Genomic DNA, 16,497 nt, shown 5'->3' with positions numbered 1-16,497 from the left:
CCGTCAGCCCTTCACCGCGCCGGTGATCATGCCCTTCGTGAAGTGTCGCTGCACGAACGGGTAGATGATCACGGCTGGGAGCACGGTGATCACCACGACCGCCATCTTGACCGCGAGCGTCGGCGGGTAGGCGGTCACCCCGGGCAGGTTCACCGGCGCGCCGGTGACGTTGGGTGACTGCCCGGCGAGGATGTAGCTCTGCAGCACCCGCTGGATCGGGAACTTGTCGTTGTCGTCGATGTAGAGCACGGCGTTGAAGTACGCGTTCCAGTAGCCGACGGCGTAGAAGAGCCCGATCACCGCGATCACCGCCCGCGACAGCGGCAGCATGATCTTCCAGAGGATCTGGAACTCTCCCGCCCCGTCGATGCGGGCGCTGTCGAGCAGTTCGCCGGGGACGTTCATGAAGAACGCCCGGATCACCACCAGGTTGAACACGCTGACCGCGCTGGGCACGATCAGTGACCAGATGCTGTCCTTGAGCCCGAGCCCGGTGACCACCAGATAGCTGGGCACCAGCCCCGGGAAGATGAGGAAGGTCAGCAGGAAGAAGAAGAGCAGCCCCCGGTGGCCGACCGACCCGGGCCGGGACAGCCCGTAGGCGGCGAGCACGGTGAGTACCAGGCTGAAGGTGGTGCCGAACACGGTGATCAGGGTGCTGATCCAGACCGCTTGGCTGATCTGCCCACCGTTGAAGATGGTCACGTACGCCGACGGGTCGATGCCGCGCGGCACCATCACCATCCCACCGGCCTCGTCGATCGTCGTGCGGGAGGAGAGGCTGGTCACCAGGACCGCCCACAGGGGAACGAGGACCGCGGCGACGAGCAGCACCAGCAGGGCACCCTTGGCGGCCTGCCCGGCCGGCGAGGGTGGCTCCTCCCAGGCGGGCCGGCGGGAGCGCCGCGGCCGGATCGTCGGGGCGTCGAGTTGACTGGTCATGTTCGGGAATACACCCCCTGCTCGCCGAGCCGGTGGGCGACGTGGTTGGCGGTGAGGATCAACGCCAGCCCGACCGCCGCCTTGAACAGGCCGGCGGCGGCCCCGAGCCCCCACTGCTGGGTGACGATCGCCTGGTAGTAGACGAACGTGTCCAGCACCTCGGCGGCGTTCCGGCCGACCGCATCGCGTTGCAGGATGAACTGTTCGAAACCGACGGAGAGCGCGTCGCCGAGGCGCATGATGAGCAGTAGCACGATCACCGGACGTAGGCCGGGCAGGGTGATGTGCCACAGTCGGCGCCACCGTCCGGCCCCGTCGGCGGCGGCTGCCTCGTACAGGTTCGGGTTGATCGCCGCGAGGGCGGCGAGGAAGACGATGGCGCCCCAGCCGAGGTCCTTCCACACCGCCTCGGCGGTGACCAGCACGATGAACCCGTCCGGGTTGGTCATCACGTTCCAGGGTTCCAGGCCGCCCTGGCGCATCTGTTGGGCGAGCAGCCCGGCGCCGCCGAGCATCTGCACGAAGAACGTCACCACCAGCACCCAGCTGAAGAAGTGCGGCAGGTAGACGACGCTCTGCACGAAGCCGCGCACCCGGCCGGAGATCAGGCTGTTGAGCAGGATCGCCAGCAGGATCGGCAGGGGGAAGAAGAAGACCAGTTGGAACGCGGTGATGGTGAGGGTGTTGCGGACCGCGCCCCAGAACAGCGGGTCCCGGAAGAGGGCCTCGAAGTTGCCGAAGCCGATCCATTCGCTGTGCAGGAACGCGTCGATCGGGTCGTCGCCGATGAACGGGTTGTAGTCCTGGAAGGCGATGACGTTGCCCAGGGTGGGCAGGTAGTGGAAGACCAGCAGCAGCGCCGCGGCCGGTGCGGTCATGGCCAGCAGCGGCCAGTCGCGGGCCAGCCGGGCGCGCAGGGGCCGCCGGGCTCTTTTCCGGGTACGCCCCGGCGGTGCGGCCGGGGTGGCCGCCGGCGTGTCCAGCACGCCGGCGGAGCCCGGGGTGGTCGCTCGCTGGCGCTCGCTCATCGTCAACGGCCGTTGTCGGAGAGCGCCTTTTCGAAGAACGCGCGCCCCTCCTCGCCGCCGGTGGTGAGGAACTCCTTCCGCACCGTTTCCAGGTCGCTGAGCGGCCGGCGGCCGCGCAGGATGTCGAGGATCTTGTCGTCGGTCGGCTGGATGATCTTCGACCAGTTGGCGGGGAGCTCGAGCTTGATCCCGGCGAACAGGTCCTTCTCCATCAGATTGATGTTCTTCTGGTAGTAGCCGAGGTAGTCCTGCACGTAGTTCGGGGTGTCGGCGCTGCGGACCTTCACCGGCATCCGGCCGCCGATGTGGGTGTACTGGGCGCCCATCTCCTTGCGGCCCAGCTCGGTGGCGGCGGGGCTGCCGTCGGCGGCGCGGGTGAAGTGCTTGCCTTCGACGCCGTACTCGCGCAGCTCGAACTCGCGGCTGCCGAACGGGGCGGCGCACCAGTTGAGCACCCGCAGCAGCTCTTCGACGCGGTCCTTGCCGAGGCCCTTCTTGACGAAGGTGAAGAAGATCGGCTTTTCGCTGCCCCAGATCATCGGTTGGCCGCCGCCCGCGCCGAAGACCGGCAGCGGCTGCATGTCGAAGCTGGGCAGCACCTGCGTCTGCTCGCTCTGCATGCCCTGCCAGGCGCCGAGGCCGTCCTGGTACATCAGGATCTTGCCGGCCTTGAACAGCTGCTTCTCGTCGGCACCCTTGCTGGCCACGGTGTCGGGGTGGACCAGGCCTTCCTTGAACAGCTTGGCGGTGAACTCCAGGGCGGCGGCGAACGCGGGGTTCTCGAACTTGTGCTCCAGGCCGCCGTCGGGCCGCTTGCGCCAGGTCTGTTGGCAGCCGAAGAACTGCTGCACCATGTCGAAGACGCTGCCGAAGGCCCAGACGCCCTTGGCCGGGTCGGTGGCCTTCCTGCCCAACTCGTACAGCTCGTCGGGGCTGGTCGGCGCGGCCAGACCGGCCCGGTCGAGCAGGTCCTTGCGGTGGAACAGCGCCCAGGCGAACGGCCCGTCGGTGGGGAACGGCACCGCGGCCAGCCGGCCGCCCCAGACGGAGTACTCCCAGGCGCCGGTGGGCAGCGCGGCCAGGTACGGATACTTCGCCGCGGCGTCGCTCTTGAGGTGGTCGGTGAGGTCCTCGAAGAGCGCCTTGACCGCGTCGGAGAATCGGGCGATCTTGTCGACCTCCCAGTTGGGCACGCTGAGGATGTCCGGCACGTCGCGGGCGCCGAGCATCGCGTTGAGCTTGTCGGCGTACGTGTTGCCGTCCTGCAGGCTGGGGTCGACGTCGACGCCGAGCTTGGCGTTGACCGCCGCGAGGTAGGAGTTCTTCCCAAGGGTCGGCGGGGTGGGCCCCCACCACGGGCTCATGGTGCGGATGGCCGGCCCGCCTCGGCCGGGCTGTTCGGTGACCGCGTCCACCAGCTGTCGGGGATAGCTGAGGTAGCCGTCGGGGATCGGTCCCTCCCCGGGAATGTCCGGCTTGAGCAGCACGGCCGACTTACGGGTGGGCAGCACCGATCGGATGGTGTCGGCCTTGGTGGCGGTGCCCTTGCTGCCGGCTTCCCTGCTGCAGGCGGCCAGGGCGCCGCCGCCGAGGGTGGCGGTGGCGCCGAGGCCGATCAGCCGTAGCAGGGTCCGGCGGTCGGTGGATGCGCCCGGCAGGGACGGCTTCACGGCGCACTCCCTTCGTGGGTGGTGGGTTTGCCGAGGACCTGGAACCGGATAGGATTAGTTGGGGTTCTAGCCGAACAAACTAATCGACGGTGATCCCGCCCACAAGACAGCCCACCCACCCCGGGCGGTCGATCCGGGCCGACCGCGGAGGTAGGCGATGATGGGGGCCGCACCACCGGGAACGGCAGCGTCGGCGCAGGAAGCGGGCAGCTCGTGATCAGCATCCACACCCCACCCCAGCCCACCGACCTCGGCGACGTCCGGACGGCCAACCGGGCCGTGGTCCTGCGACACGTCCGGCTGCACGCGCCGTGCTCCCGGGCCGACATCGCCGCGCACACCGGGCTCAACAAGGCCACCGTCTCCAGCCTGGTCACCGAGCTGATCGACCGGCGACTGCTGCGCGAGACCGGGCTCACCGAGAACCGGATCGGGCGGCCCGCCACCATGCTCGTCCTCGACGGCGAGCCGTACGTCGGGCTCGGCCTGCAGGTCGGCGCCGACGAACTCGTCGTGGTCGCGGCCGACCTGGGCGGCAATCGGCTGCTCACCTGGCGGCGCGCCTTCACCGCGCCGGCCGTCGCCCCGCAGGAGACCGTCCGCGCGCTCGCCGCGCTGGCCCGCCGGGCGATCACCCGGGCCACCGGGCAGGGCCGCAGCGTGCTCGGCCTCACCGTGGGCGTACCCGGGCTGGTGGGCACCGACGACGAGGTTCCGCTGGCCCCCGCGCTGGGCTGGCGGGACGTGCCGCTCGCCGCCGAGCTGCGCCGCGCGCTGCGCGAGCCGGGCTTCACCGTCGGCGTCGACACCGACGCCAACCTCGCCGTCCTGGCCGAGCAGCGGCACGGCGCGTACGCCGGGACGGCCGACCTGGTGCACCTGAGCGGCGGGATCGCGCCCGGCGCGGGGGTGATCAGCGGCGGCCGGCTGCTGCGCGGCGGCCACGGCTTCGCCGGCGAGATCGGCCACGTGCCGCTGGACCCGGTCGGGCCGGCCTGCGCGTGCGGCCGCCGCGGCTGCCTGGCCGCGTTCATCGGGGTGGACGCCGTCGTCCGGGCCGTCCTGCCCGACGCCGGCCAGGACGGCCCGGTCGTCGACTATCTGCCGGAGCTCGACCGGATCCAGGCCCTCGCCGGCTCCGGCGACGATGCCGTCCTGACCGGACTGGCCGAGATCGGCCGGCGGCTCGGCCACGGGGTGTCCATCCTGGCCAACCTGATCGACCCGCAGGTGGTCGTGGTCGGCGGCCACCTCGCGGCGCTGGCGCCCTGGCTGCTGCCGGCGGCCCGCGGAGAACTGGCCGCCCGCACCCTCGCCGCCGGCGAATGCCGGTTGGAGGCCAGCACCCTCGGCACCGCGGCGACCGCGCTCGGCGGCGCCACCGCCGCGCTGGCCACGGTGGAGGCCGGCCGGCTACCGGCCGCCTGACCTCGCCGGTCAACGCCCGGCTGCGCACCGGGCCTTGACCGGATCGCCGCCCGGTGCCAACCTCGGTACCGCCACCTCGTCACCAGGGCAGCCGAGGCGGCATCTCTTTCCGCGGTCGTCGAAGCGCTTCACCAGCGTCCGGGCCGGCCACCGCTCGAATCCGCATGACCGAGGACCGCCGCTCGTCACGGCGGCCGTCGAAGCGCTTCGACATCCCGGCCAGACGCCCACGGAAGGCACCCGCCATGACCGACCGCATCCCCCACCACCACCTCGAGGAGCTGCTGGCCCGGCTCACGCTGCCGGAGAAGCTCGGCCTGCTGCACCAGTGGCAGGCACCGGTGCCCCGACTCGGGCTGCCGGCGTTCCGCACCGGCACGGAGGCGCTGCACGGCGTCGCCTGGCTCGGCCCGGCGACCGTCTTCCCCCAGGCGGTCGGGCTGGCCGCCACCTGGAACCCCGACCTGATCCGGGCGGTCGGCGCCGCCGTCGGCGACGAGGTCCGCGCCAAGCACCACGCCGACCCCGCGCGGGTCGGCCTCAACGTGTGGGCGCCGGTGGTGAACCCGCTGCGCGACCCACGCTGGGGACGCAACGAGGAAGGCTGGTCCGAGGACCCGTGGCTGACCGGCCGGCTGGCCACCGCGTACGCCCGCGGACTGCGCGGCGACCACCCGACCCGGATGCGCACCGCGCCGACCCTCAAACACTTCCTCGGCTACAACAACGAGACCGACCGGGCCACCACCTCCAGCAACCTGCCGCCCCGCGTGCTGCACGAGTACGAACTGCCCGCCTTCCGGGCCCCCATCGCCGCCGGCGCGGCGGTGGCCGTGATGGCCTCCTACAACCGGGTCAACGGGGTGCCGGCGCACCTGAGCCCCCTCATCGCCGCCGAACTGCGCGGCTGGGCCGACGACGAGATCATGGTGGTCGGCGACGCCGCGGCGGTCGGCAACATCGCCGGGGTGCAGGCCCACCTGCCCGACCACGTCGAAGGCTTCGCCGCCGCCCTGCGCGCCGGCATCGACAGCTTCACCGAGGACGACGAGGACAGCGGCCCGACGCTGCGGCGGCTGACCGAGGCGCTGCGCCGCGGGCTCATCACCGAAACCGACGTGGACCGGGCGGCCCGCCGGATCCTCGGCGTACGGCTGCGCCTGGGCGACCTGGACCCGCCGGCTGACGACCCGTACGCCGCCGTGACGCCCGAGGTCATCGACTGCCCGGCGCACCGGCGACTGGCCCGCGAGACGGCCCGCCAGGCGGTCGTGCTGCTGCACAACGACGGGCTGCTGCCCCTCACGAGCGCCGCCGCGCCCCGGGTGGCCGTGCTCGGCCCGCTCGCCGACACCGTCCACCTCGACTGGTACAGCGGCACCCCGCCGTACACGGTCAGCGCGTACGCCGGCCTGGCCGCCCGGCTGCCCGAGGTGACCACCCACCCGGGCGCCGACCGGATCACGCTGCGCCTGCGCGACCGCTACGTCCGCTGCCCGGACACCCCCGACGGCGGCCCGCTGACCCTCGACGCCGAGCCCACCGGCTTCGACGTGTACGACTGGGGCCGCGACGTGGTGGCGCTGCGCGCGGTCGGCAACGGCCGCCACGTCGGCGCCGACGAGGGCGGCACCCTGGTCAACGACCGTCCGGGCCCGGGCGGCTGGGTGGTCCGGGAGACGTTCCGCTTCCACCACCGCGCCGACGGCACGGCGCTGCTGCACCACCTGGCCACCGACCGCTATGTCACCGTCGACGTCGACGGCAGGCTGACCGTCGGGGCCGACCCGGCCGACGCCGCCCGGTTCACCGTGGACCTGCTCGTCGACGGTGCGGCCGAGGCCGCCGCGCTGGCCGCCGCCGCCGACGTGGCCGTGGTGGCGTTGGGCAACCACCCGATGGTCGGCGGCCGCGAGACCGAGGACCGCCTCGACCTGGCCCTGCCGACCGGGCAGGAGACGCTGCTGCGCGCCGTGCACGCCGCCAACCCGCGGACCGTGCTGCTGGTGACCAGCAGCTACCCGTACGCGGTCGGCTGGGCGCAGCGGCACCTGCCGGCGGTGCTGTGGACCTCGCACGGCGGTCAGGAGCACGGCAACGCGCTCGCGGACGTGTTGCTCGGCGACGCCGACCCGGCCGGCCGGCTCACCCAGACCTGGTACGCCGACACCGCCGACCTGCCCGACCTGCTCGACTACGACATCATCAGCGCCGACGCCACCTACCTGTACCACCGGGGCGAGCCGCTGTACCCGTTCGGGCACGGGCTCAGCTACACCCGTTTCGACTACGCCGACCTGCGGTTGAGCGCGACCGAGGTCACCGCCGGCGAGGTGGTCGAGGTGAGCGTCGCGGTCACCAACACCGGCGACCGACCCGGCACGGAGGTGGTGCAGCTTTACACCCGGCAGCGGCGCTCCCGGGTCAAGCAACCCCTGCGGCAGTTGCGCGACTTCACCCGGGTCGCCCTGGCGCCCGGGCAACGCGCCACGGTCACCCTGCGGCTGCGCACCGCCGAGCTGGCCTGGTGGGACGAGTCCCACGGCGCGATGGTGGTGGAGGACGCCACCCACACCGTGCTGGTCGGCCGGTCCGCCCGGGACGTCCGCCTGGTCGGCGCCCTCACCGTGACCGGCACGGCCCCGGCCTCGTCGCCGGCCACCGACCGGTGCGGCGTGGCCCGATGACCACCGCACCGGGTCGCGGCCGGACCGGCGGCGACCCCGTCACCATCGCCGACGTCGCCCGGCACGCCGGGGTCGCGGCGAGCACCGTGTCGTACGTCCTCAGCGGCAAACGGGCGATCTCCGCGGTGACCCGGGACCGGGTCCTGGCCAGCGTCCGCGCCCTCGGCTACCACCCCAACGCCGGAGCGCGCGCCCTGGCCAGCCGCAAGGCGAACGTCATCGCCCTGGTGCTGCCGTTGCGCACCGGGATGCAGGTGCCGGTGGTGATGCAGTTCGCCACCGCAGTGGTGACCACCGCCCGCCGGCACGACCACGACGTGCTGCTGGTCACCTCCGACGAGGGGCCGGCCGGGCTGCGGCGTATCGCCGCCGCGGCGATGGTCGACGGTGTCCTGCTGATGGATGTGGAGTTGGAGGACTCCCGGGTGCCGTTGCTGCGGGAGTTGGCGCTGCCGAGCGTGCTGATCGGGCATCCCTCCGACACCACCGCCCTGGCCTGCGTCGACCTGGACTTTCACCGGGCTGGTGAGGTCTGCGTCGAGCACCTGGCCGGGCTCGGGCACCGGCGGGTCGCGCTGCTCGGCGCCCCGGCGGCCGTCTACGCCCGGGGCACCGGCTTCGCGCATCGGACCCGGGCCGGGGTGCTGGCCGCGGCCGCCCGGCTCGGCCTCGACGCGGTGACGCTGCCCTGCGAGGAGGGCCGGACGGCGATCCGCCGCGACCTGGCGTCCCTGTTGGACCGTCACCCCGACATCCGCGGCCTCGTCGTGCAGAACGAGTCGGCGGTCGGGCCGGTGCTGGCCACGCTGCCGGCCCTGGGCCGGCAGGTGCCCACGGACATGTCGGTGGTGGCCGTCTGCCCGGATCAGCTCGCCGAGCAGGCGGGGCTCACCTGCGTGCCGGTGCCCGCCGAGGAGGTCGGCCGGCAGGCGGTGACGTTGCTGATGCGCCGGCTGCGCGACGAGCCGGTGCCGGAGGTGACGCTGCTCGAGCCACGGCTGGCCGTGCGGGACAGCACCGCCGGGCGCGGCCAATGACGGCCGGGCCCACCGGAAGCCGCTCGCGCTGTCAGAGGTTGTCGGGCCGGATGAGCGCCGGGTGCCGCTCACCCGGCGCGGCGTACCAGGCGTTGGTCTCCGCGCGCAGCGCGGTGTCGATCCGCAGCCGGCCCCAGTCGTCCAGCGCGGGCAGGTCGTCCGGGTCGAACCAGCCGACCGCGATGGACTCGTCCCCGTCGGTGGTGGCCGTGCCACCGACCGCGTGGCAGCGGAACCAGACGTTGAGGTATTCGCAGGCATCGCCGTTGGGGTAGACGACCGGGTGGGTGGCCACCCCGCCGACCCGGTCGATCGCCACCCGCACGCCGGTCTCCTCGAACACTTCGCGCAGCAGCGCGTCGGCCGGCTGCTCGCCCGGGTCGACCACACCGGCCGGCAGGGACCAGCGCCCGTTGTCGCTGCGGCGGGCCAGCAGCAGCCGCCCCGTCTCGTCGGTCACCACCGCGCTGACCCCGTACAGCATGAGCAGGTCTTGTCCGATGTGTCGACGCATTCGGGCGATGTACGGCGAGACGGGCATGGCCGCAAACACTACCCGGCGCGGGCGTGCCGCGCCGGCGGCGGACCGGCCGTTAGACTTCGCCCCCGATGGACGCCCAGCCCGCCCCCGACACCCGCCCGTGCGCCCACTGCGGACGGCAGGTGCCGCAGCGTGCCGGCGCCGGCCGGCCGTTCCGCTACTGCCGGGACAACGACGGGGCCTGCCAACGGGCGTCGCGCAACTCGCGGATGCGCCACCGCAACGCCCCCGGCCTGCCCGGCCAGGTGGCCCGCACCTGGGAGGCGGTGGACCGGCTCGACCAGATCGTGGCGACCCTCACCGAGGCGCTGCACGCCGAACTGTCCCCCGCCGGGGTGGAACGGCAGCTCGCACAGGTCCGCGCCGAAACGGCCACCCAGGTGGCCGCCGCGCACACCGAACGGGACGAGGCCCGCCGGGACGCCGAGGCTGCCACCGCGACCGCCGCCGGGGCCCGGCAGGAGGCCCAGGCGGCGCTGGCCGAGCGGGACGCGGCCCGGGAACACGCCGACCGCGCCGAGGCCGAGGCCGGCCGCGCCGCGCAGCGGGCCGAACGCGCCGAGGCGGCCCGGGACGCCGCCCGCGACCAGGCCAGCGCCGCGCAGGCGCTGCGGGCGCAGGCCGAACGGGACCGTGACGCCGCCCGCGACGAGCTGGGCGCGGCGCGCACGGAACTCGACGCGCAGCGGCGCCGGGTCACCGACCTGGCCGCCGAGCGGGACGCTGCCCGCGCCGACGCCGAGCGGGCCGCCCGCGCGGCCGGCGAGGCGGTGGAGCGGGCCGACCGGCTGCGGGTCGAGGCCGACCAGTCGCGGGCCGAGGCCGAGGCGGCCGGGGCGGCGGTCGCGCGGGCCGACGCGCAGGCCGAGCAGGCGCGGACGGAGGCCGAGCAGGCGCGGCGATCCGCGCAGGCGGCGCAGGCCGCCCGGGACCGGGCCGAGGCGGCGCGGGTCGAGGCCGTCGCGGCGGCGGCCACCGCCCGGGAGGAGGCAGCGGCCCGCGTCGGGGAGCGGGACGCCCTCGCCGCCGACCTGGCGGCCGCGCGGGCGGCCGCCGGCACGCTCGAGGCCCGACTGGCCGAGCTGGCCGTACGGCTGGCCGCCGTCGAGGCCGACCGCGACGCCGCCCAGCGCCGGGCCGGGCAGCTCGCCGACCAGGTCGGCGATCTGGCCAGCGCCCTGGCCCGGCTCAGCATCCGCGACGTCTGACCGCCCCGCCGGCCCGTCGACGCCGGTGTGCCCACCGTGACCCGGTCACCATCGGTTGCGGTCGGGCTCCATGAGCTGGGACGGGGACAGCGCGACGCGCCCGCGGCGGCGATGATGCGCAGCATGGGAAAGACGTACGAACGCATCGACGGCCGGCTGCGCGACTTCATCGAGGCGCAGCCGATGTTCTTCACCGGCACCGCCCCCTCGCGGGCGACGGCACGGTCAACCTCTCCCCCAAGGGCCTGCGCGGATCCTTCGTGGTGCTCGACGAGCACACCGTCGCCTACCTGGACTTCGCCGGCAGCAACGCCGAGACCATCGCCCACCTGCGGGAGAACGGCCGCATCACGCTGATGTGGTGCGCGTTCACCGGCCCGCCGAACATCGTGCGGGTGCACGGGCGCGGCGAACCGGTGTTCCGCGACGACCCCCGCTGGCCGGACCTGCTACGCCATTTTCCCGACATCGACACCGCCGTGCACGGTCTGCGGGCGATCATCGTGGTCCGCGCCACGCTGATCCGCGACACCTGCGGTTACGCCGTGCCGCTGATGACCTACGACGCCGACCGCGACCTGCATGGCCGGCGGTTCGCCCGGGAGGACGACGCGTCGCTGGGCGCCTACTTCGCCGGCAAGGAGCACGTGGCGACCAGCATCGACGGGCTGCCCGGCCTGCCGCTGCCGTTGCCGCCCACCCCGGCGGCATGACCCGGCGCCGGTCAGTGGATGCCGGCCATCAGCATCCGGATGTGCCGGGCGAACATCACCGCGCTCAGCCCCAGCACCACCGACGCCAACCCGAACGTGAGGAAGTAGGTCGCCTCCGACCAGGTCCCGGCCAGCCGGGCCACCTGGCCGCCGATCGCGTCGCCGACGGCGGAGGCGAGGAACCACAGGCCCATCATCTGGCTGGCGTACTTGACCGGGGCCAGCCTGGTGGTGGCCGACAGGCCCACCGGGCTCAGCGACAGCTCACCGGCGACCTGGATGGCGTACACCGCGACCAGCCACAACGGTGAGACCAGCCGGCCGCCGACGGCGGCCTGCGCCGCGGCGGCCATCAGCACGAACGACAGGCCGTTGAGGACCAGCCCGACGGCGAACTTCATCGGGGTGGACACCCGGTGGCCGAGCTTCAGCCACAGCCAGGCGGCCAACGGCGCCCCGATGATGATCAGGATCGGGTTCACCGACTGCAGCCAGGACGCCGGGAAGGTGAGACCGAGCACGCCCCGGTTGGTCTTGTCGGCGGCGAAGATGTTCAGCACCGACCCGGCCTGGTCGTAGATCAGCCAGAACGCGGCGGCGAAGACGAACAGCCACAGGTACGCCTTCATCCGGCTGCGTTCGGTGGCGCTGACCTCCCGGTCGGTGAGGATCCGGGCGAAGTATCCGGCGGCCACCAGCACGGTGACCAGGGTGAGCAGGTTGACCACCGTGTTGACGGTGAACAGCCCGGCCAGGGCCAGCGCCGCCAGCACCGCCAGCACCACCACGACGGCCACGCCGACGTGGGTCAACGCCCGCCGCCGGTCCGCCCCGAGCAGCGGGTCGACGGGCCGCGCGCCGGCCTCGCCCAGGTTGCGGCCGCCGACGACGTACTGCACCACCCCGAAGGTCATGCCGATCGCGGCGGCGCCGAACCCCAGATGCCAGTTGATCTTCTCGCCGAGCAGGCCGGTGACCAGCGGGGCGATGAACCCACCCAGGTTGATGCCCATGTAGAAGATCGAGAACCCGGCGTCGCGGCGCGGGGAGTCCCGGTCGTACAGGTCGCCGACCATGGTGGAGATGTTGGGTTTGAGCAGCCCGGTGCCGAGCACGATCAGCGTCATGCCGCCGAACACGCTCCACCGCGTCGGCACCGCCATCACATAGTGGCCGGCCGCGATGACCACGCCGCCCCACAGCACGCTGCGCCGGGCGCCGATGAGCCGGTCGGCGATCCAACCGCCGGGCAGCGCCATCAGATACACCATCGCGTTGTAGGCGCCGTAGACGGCGTTGGCGGTGGACTCCCGGATGGCCAGCCCACCGTCGGCGACCGCTGCGGTCAGATACAGGACCAGGATGGCCCGCATGCCGTAGAAGCTGAACCGCTCCCACATCTCGGTGAGGAACAGGGTCGACAACGCCCGCGGATGACCGAAGAACGTCTTCCCGCCGGGCGGTCTGGCCCCGGCCGGCATGTCACTGGTCATCGTCACCTCCGGCGCCCCCTGGGCGGTTAACATCCCCAGTGACAGCCGAAACACTCCACCCATTCGACCCGGCCGGGGACGACCCCGCCGGGCACCTCGCGTGGGCGGCTACCCTTGCAGGGTTCCGACCCGCGCGGGTGACGCCGGCGTGGGCGGGAATGGCCCGGCGGGGACGAACCGTTACACCGAGAAGACCAGCACCACCAACGAGGGGAAATCGATCATGGGCGAGCGCATGCTGCGCGGAAGCCGACTGGGCGCGGTCAGCTACGAATCCGACCGCAACACGGAGCTCGCGCCGCGGCAGACCCGCGAGTACCTCTGCGCCAAGGGGCACCAGTTCGAGGTGCCGTTCGCCGTCGACGCCGAGGTCCCGGCGACCTGGGAGTGCAAGTTCGACGGCAGCGTCGCCCGGCTGGTCGACGGCAGCGAGCCGGAGCAGAAGAAGGCCAAGCCGCCGCGCACCCACTGGGACATGCTGCTGGAGCGGCGCTCCATCGCCGAGCTGGAGGACATCCTCGCCGAACGGCTCCAAGAGGTCCGCACCCGACGAGGCCGCGCCTGACCAGCGCAGCACCAAACGACCGAAGCGCCCCCGGGGTCATCCCCGGGGGCGCTTCGTCACGTTTCAGCCCCGCGCTCAGGGCCGCCGGGGTTCGACGATCTCACCCTCGATGGCCGCACCCGGCTCCCCGGCCGGCTGCTGCTGCGGCGTCGCCGGCGGCTCCTGCGGCGCGCCCCGGTACACCCGCACCCGGCGGGGGCCGAACAGGTCACCGGCGACCATCGACGACACCCGACGCTCCGTGGCCCGTTGCGTGCCGGCGCGGACCCACCGCCGCACCGGCGGCACCAGCAGCAGCAACCCCACCGCACCGGTGATCAGGCCGGGCAACGCCAGCAGCAACGCCCCCGCCAGCCCGACCAGGCCGTCGGTGACCCGCTGACCCGGCGGCTGCCCGGAATCCACCGCGGCGCGGAACCCCCGCCACGCCCGCATCCCCTCCCGGCGCAGCAGCGCCACGCCGAGCAACGACGCCCCGAACACCAGCAGCAGCGCGACGCCGAAGCCGACCGCCCGGCCCACCAGGACGAACACGATCAGCTCCAACACCGCCAACAGCAGCAGAGCCGGCGGCACATACCTCAGTCTCAGTCGGCGCATCTCACCTCATCAGCCACGGGCGTCATCACGCTCCTCCAGCATGACACGGCCGCCACTCACGGCCATCGGGCCAGCTCGTCGGGCCCGCCCCGCCGCAGCGCCGTACGCCGGTCCCGCACCCCCCAGCTGGTGATCCGCCACAACGCCTCGGCCACGATCAGCGGGCTCATCTTGCTGTCACCGTGCTCCCGCTCGGCGAACGTGATCGGCACCTCGACGATTCGCACCCCGGCCCGATGCGCCAGCCGGGACAGCTCCACCTGGAACGCGTACCCCTGGGACCGCACCGAATCCAGGTCAATCGCCTCCAACACGGCCGTCCGGTACACCCGGTAGCCGCCGGTGGCGTCGGTGACCGGCATACCCAACGCCAGCCGCGTGTACAGGTTCGCGCACCGCGACAGCAGCAGCCGCCGCAGCGGCCAGTTCACCACCCGCGCCCCGCGGGTCCATCGGGAGCCGATCACCACGTCGGCGTCGCGGGCGGCGGCCAGCAGCGCCGGCAGGTCCTGCGGGGCGTGCGACCCGTCGGCGTCCATCTCCACCACGGCGTCGTAGCCGCGCTGGCGCGCCCACGCGAAACCGGCCAGGTAGGCCGCGCCGAGGCCATCCTTGCCCTGACGGTGCAGCACGTGCACGCGCGGGTCACCACGGGCCAGATCATCGGCGATCGCCCCGGTGCCGTCGGGACTGTTGTCGTCGGCCACGAGGACGTCCACCGTCGGGGCCGCCGCGTGGACGCCCGCGACGATCCGGCGGACGTTGTCGGCCTCGTTGTAGGTGGGGATGACCACGAGCACCCGCCCCACCCCGGGATGCCCGGACGTCCGCCGCTGCGCTGCCACGCCCACCGCCGTACCACCCTCCCGCCGGCCTGCCGGCGCCTCGTCCTACCCGGGGGCGCCCTCCCGACGACGGCGCAGCACCGCCGCGCCGGCCAGGGCCGCGACGGCCAGCGCCGCGAGGGCCATCTCCGGCCACACCCCCGCCCGGGTCGCCGGGGTCCGCCCGTCGCCCAACCGCATCTGCCGGACCACCACCGCCGCGGTGTTGAACCCCGTGGCCCCGTCTACCCGCCCGTCGGGGGTAACGAACCCGGACACCCCGACCGTGGAGGCCATCAGCGCCGCCCGGCCGTGCTCGACGGCGCGCAGCCGCACCATGGCCAACTGCTGGCGGGCCTCGGCCACGTCGAAGGTCGCGTTGTTGGTCTGCACCACCAGCAGCTGCCCGCCGCCGGTGACGGTGTCCCGGACAATCCCGTCGTAGGCGACCTCGAAGCAGATCACGTCCCCGACGGTGACCGGCCCGGCGTCGAGCACCCCGGGCGTGGCGCCGGCCACGAAATCGGTGCGGACCCGGTCCACCTCCGCGCTGACCATCCGGGCGATCCGGCGCAGCGGCACGTACTCGGCGAACGGCACCGGGTGCCGCTTGACGTACATCTGCGCCAGGTCGACACCGCTGCCGGGCCGCCACAGCAGCCCGGCGTTGCGGACCTGCCCGGGCCCGGGGCCCAGCAGCACCGCGCCCACCAGCACGGGCGCGCCGACCGCCTCAGCGGCCTGGGAGATCCGGTACCCGGCGTCCGGGTTGCGCAGCGGGTCGATGTCGCTGGAGTTCTCCGGCCACACCACCAGGTCGGGGCGGCGTTGCGCGCCCGCGGCGACCTGCTCGGCCAGCTTCAGGGTGGCCTCGACGTGGTTGTCGAGCACCGCCTCCCGCTGGGCGTTGAAGTCCAGCCCGAGGCGGGGCACGTTGCCCTGCACGATGGCGACGGTGACGGTGTCGCCGCCGCCGCGCACGCCGACCGGGACCGCCGCCGCGGCGGCGAGCAGCGCGGTCAACGCGGCCGCGGCCCCCGCCACCGGCCGCCACTGCCCGGCCGGTGGACGCCAGTCGCGCCACGCGGCGGTGACCAGCAGCCCGCCGGCCACCGCGACCGCGCAGGTGACCAGCGGGGCGCCGCCGAGCGCGGCCAGCCGCAGCAGCGGCGACGTGTCCTGGCTGAACGCCAGCCGCCCCCACGGGAACCCGCCGAACGGGGTGCGGTCACGCAGCGCCTCCTGCCCCACCCACAGCACCCCGGTCAGCAGCGGCCACACCAGCCGGCGCCGGTCGACCAGCGGCGACACCCAGGAGGTGGCCGCGCCGAGCAGCGCCACATAGCCGGCCTGCAGCAACGCCAGCAGGATCCACGGCAGGTAGCCGGTGTGCAGGTTGGTCCATTCCAGCAGCGGCGCGAACAGCGCCACCCCGGTGAGGAAACCGAGCCCGGCGCCGGCGCGCAGCCGCCGCCGGTGCGCCGCCGCGGCCAGCAACGCCACCCCCACCGGCGCCAGGGGCCACACCCCGTACGGGGGGAACGCGGCCAGCATCGCCAGCCCCGCCAGCACGGCCAGCGGCACGGCCACCGGCAGCGGCAGCGGACGCCGCGCCGCCACCGGGTCGGGTGCCCCGCCCGCGGTGCGCGCCTGCGGGCGGTCGAGGGTGGTCACCGGCGCTCCATCACGATCACGCGCCGAAGGCTACCCGGCCGGCCCGCGCCGCCGCCGGTGGACGCCGTGGCCCCGCCACCCACACGG

The 16,497-nt window shown here is 73.7% G+C and carries 13 protein-coding genes and 1 pseudogene; 6 read left to right on the top strand and 8 right to left on the bottom strand.

The features are described 5' to 3' along the window. Nucleotides 1-3: 3 nt before the first annotated feature. From ABZ671_RS22080 to ABZ671_RS22070, 3 genes are read right to left on the bottom strand one after another with little or no spacing between them, the layout of a single operon-like run. The gene (locus tag ABZ671_RS22080; protein WP_357861116.1) at nt 4-942 is read right to left on the bottom strand and encodes a carbohydrate ABC transporter permease; all 939 of its coding nucleotides are present in this window, start codon (nt 940-942) and stop codon (nt 4-6) included. After that, nucleotides 939-1,970: an ABC transporter permease subunit gene (locus ABZ671_RS22075; protein ID WP_357861113.1), complete on the bottom strand. Its 1,032-nt coding sequence runs from the start codon at nt 1,968-1,970 to the stop codon at nt 939-941. The genes ABZ671_RS22080 and ABZ671_RS22075 overlap by 4 nt, the downstream gene beginning before the upstream one ends. Before the next feature lie 2 nt (nt 1,971-1,972). Further along, entirely contained in the window at nt 1,973-3,640 is a 1,668-nt protein-coding gene (locus ABZ671_RS22070) for an extracellular solute-binding protein (RefSeq protein WP_357861110.1), read from the bottom strand. Between the two features lie 213 nt (nt 3,641-3,853). Here ABZ671_RS22070 and ABZ671_RS22065 point away from each other — a divergent pair, with 213 nt between their 5' ends. The 3 genes from ABZ671_RS22065 to ABZ671_RS22055 all read left to right on the top strand — a co-directional run bounded on the left by ABZ671_RS22065 (nt 3,854) and on the right by ABZ671_RS22055 (nt 8,792). Then, nucleotides 3,854-5,068, top strand: coding sequence for an ROK family transcriptional regulator (locus ABZ671_RS22065; protein ID WP_357861107.1), 1,215 nt, complete (start codon nt 3,854-3,856; stop codon nt 5,066-5,068). Nucleotides 5,069-5,313: 245 nt separating this feature from the next. Next, nucleotides 5,314-7,755, top strand: a complete 2,442-nt coding sequence (locus ABZ671_RS22060; protein WP_357861104.1) for a glycoside hydrolase family 3 C-terminal domain-containing protein — start codon at nt 5,314-5,316, stop codon at nt 7,753-7,755. Continuing rightward, complete coding sequence (locus ABZ671_RS22055) at nt 7,752-8,792, top strand: LacI family DNA-binding transcriptional regulator (protein WP_357861101.1); 1,041 nt, start codon at nt 7,752-7,754, stop codon at nt 8,790-8,792. The genes ABZ671_RS22060 and ABZ671_RS22055 overlap by 4 nt, the downstream gene beginning before the upstream one ends. A gap of 31 nt (nt 8,793-8,823) precedes the next feature. On the opposite strand, the gene ABZ671_RS22050 is transcribed toward ABZ671_RS22055, so the two are convergent. Then, nucleotides 8,824-9,333, bottom strand: a complete 510-nt coding sequence (locus tag ABZ671_RS22050; protein ID WP_357861098.1) for an NUDIX domain-containing protein — start codon at nt 9,331-9,333, stop codon at nt 8,824-8,826. Between the two features lie 68 nt (nt 9,334-9,401). Here ABZ671_RS22050 and ABZ671_RS22045 point away from each other — a divergent pair, with 68 nt between their 5' ends. Then, nucleotides 9,402-10,541, top strand: coding sequence for a hypothetical protein (locus ABZ671_RS22045; RefSeq protein WP_357861095.1), 1,140 nt, complete (start codon nt 9,402-9,404; stop codon nt 10,539-10,541). A gap of 123 nt (nt 10,542-10,664) precedes the next feature. Beyond that, nucleotides 10,665-11,254, top strand: a pseudogene (locus tag ABZ671_RS22040) (pyridoxamine 5'-phosphate oxidase family protein). A gap of 11 nt (nt 11,255-11,265) precedes the next feature. Here ABZ671_RS22040 and ABZ671_RS22035 read toward each other — a convergent pair. After that, nucleotides 11,266-12,747, bottom strand: coding sequence for a peptide MFS transporter (locus tag ABZ671_RS22035; RefSeq protein WP_357861092.1), 1,482 nt, complete (start codon nt 12,745-12,747; stop codon nt 11,266-11,268). 223 nt (nt 12,748-12,970) lie between these two features. Between ABZ671_RS22035 and ABZ671_RS22030 the strand changes: the two genes are divergently transcribed. After that, the gene (locus tag ABZ671_RS22030; protein WP_089016192.1) at nt 12,971-13,312 is read left to right on the top strand and encodes an RNA polymerase-binding protein RbpA; all 342 of its coding nucleotides are present in this window, start codon (nt 12,971-12,973) and stop codon (nt 13,310-13,312) included. 75 nt (nt 13,313-13,387) lie between these two features. Here the strand turns inward: ABZ671_RS22030 and ABZ671_RS22025 are convergent, their stop codons facing one another. Genes ABZ671_RS22025 through lnt form a run of 3 tightly spaced genes read right to left on the bottom strand, consistent with a single transcriptional unit; the run spans nt 13,388 to nt 16,410 of the window. Beyond that, complete coding sequence (locus ABZ671_RS22025) at nt 13,388-13,912, bottom strand: FxsA family protein (RefSeq protein ID WP_357861089.1); 525 nt, start codon at nt 13,910-13,912, stop codon at nt 13,388-13,390. Between the two features lie 56 nt (nt 13,913-13,968). Continuing rightward, nucleotides 13,969-14,763 (bottom strand): polyprenol monophosphomannose synthase, encoded by a 795-nt coding sequence (locus tag ABZ671_RS22020; RefSeq protein ID WP_357861086.1) that lies wholly within the window; start codon nt 14,761-14,763, stop codon nt 13,969-13,971. A gap of 39 nt (nt 14,764-14,802) precedes the next feature. After that, nucleotides 14,803-16,410, bottom strand: coding sequence for an apolipoprotein N-acyltransferase (lnt, locus tag ABZ671_RS22015; protein ID WP_357861083.1), 1,608 nt, complete (start codon nt 16,408-16,410; stop codon nt 14,803-14,805). Nucleotides 16,411-16,497: the final 87 nt, after the last annotated feature.

This window comes from Micromonospora sp. NPDC006766 (assembly GCF_040636055.1).
Lineage (GTDB): Bacteria > Actinomycetota > Actinomycetes > Mycobacteriales > Micromonosporaceae > Micromonospora.
This window is presented reverse-complemented; position numbering and strand designations above follow the sequence as displayed.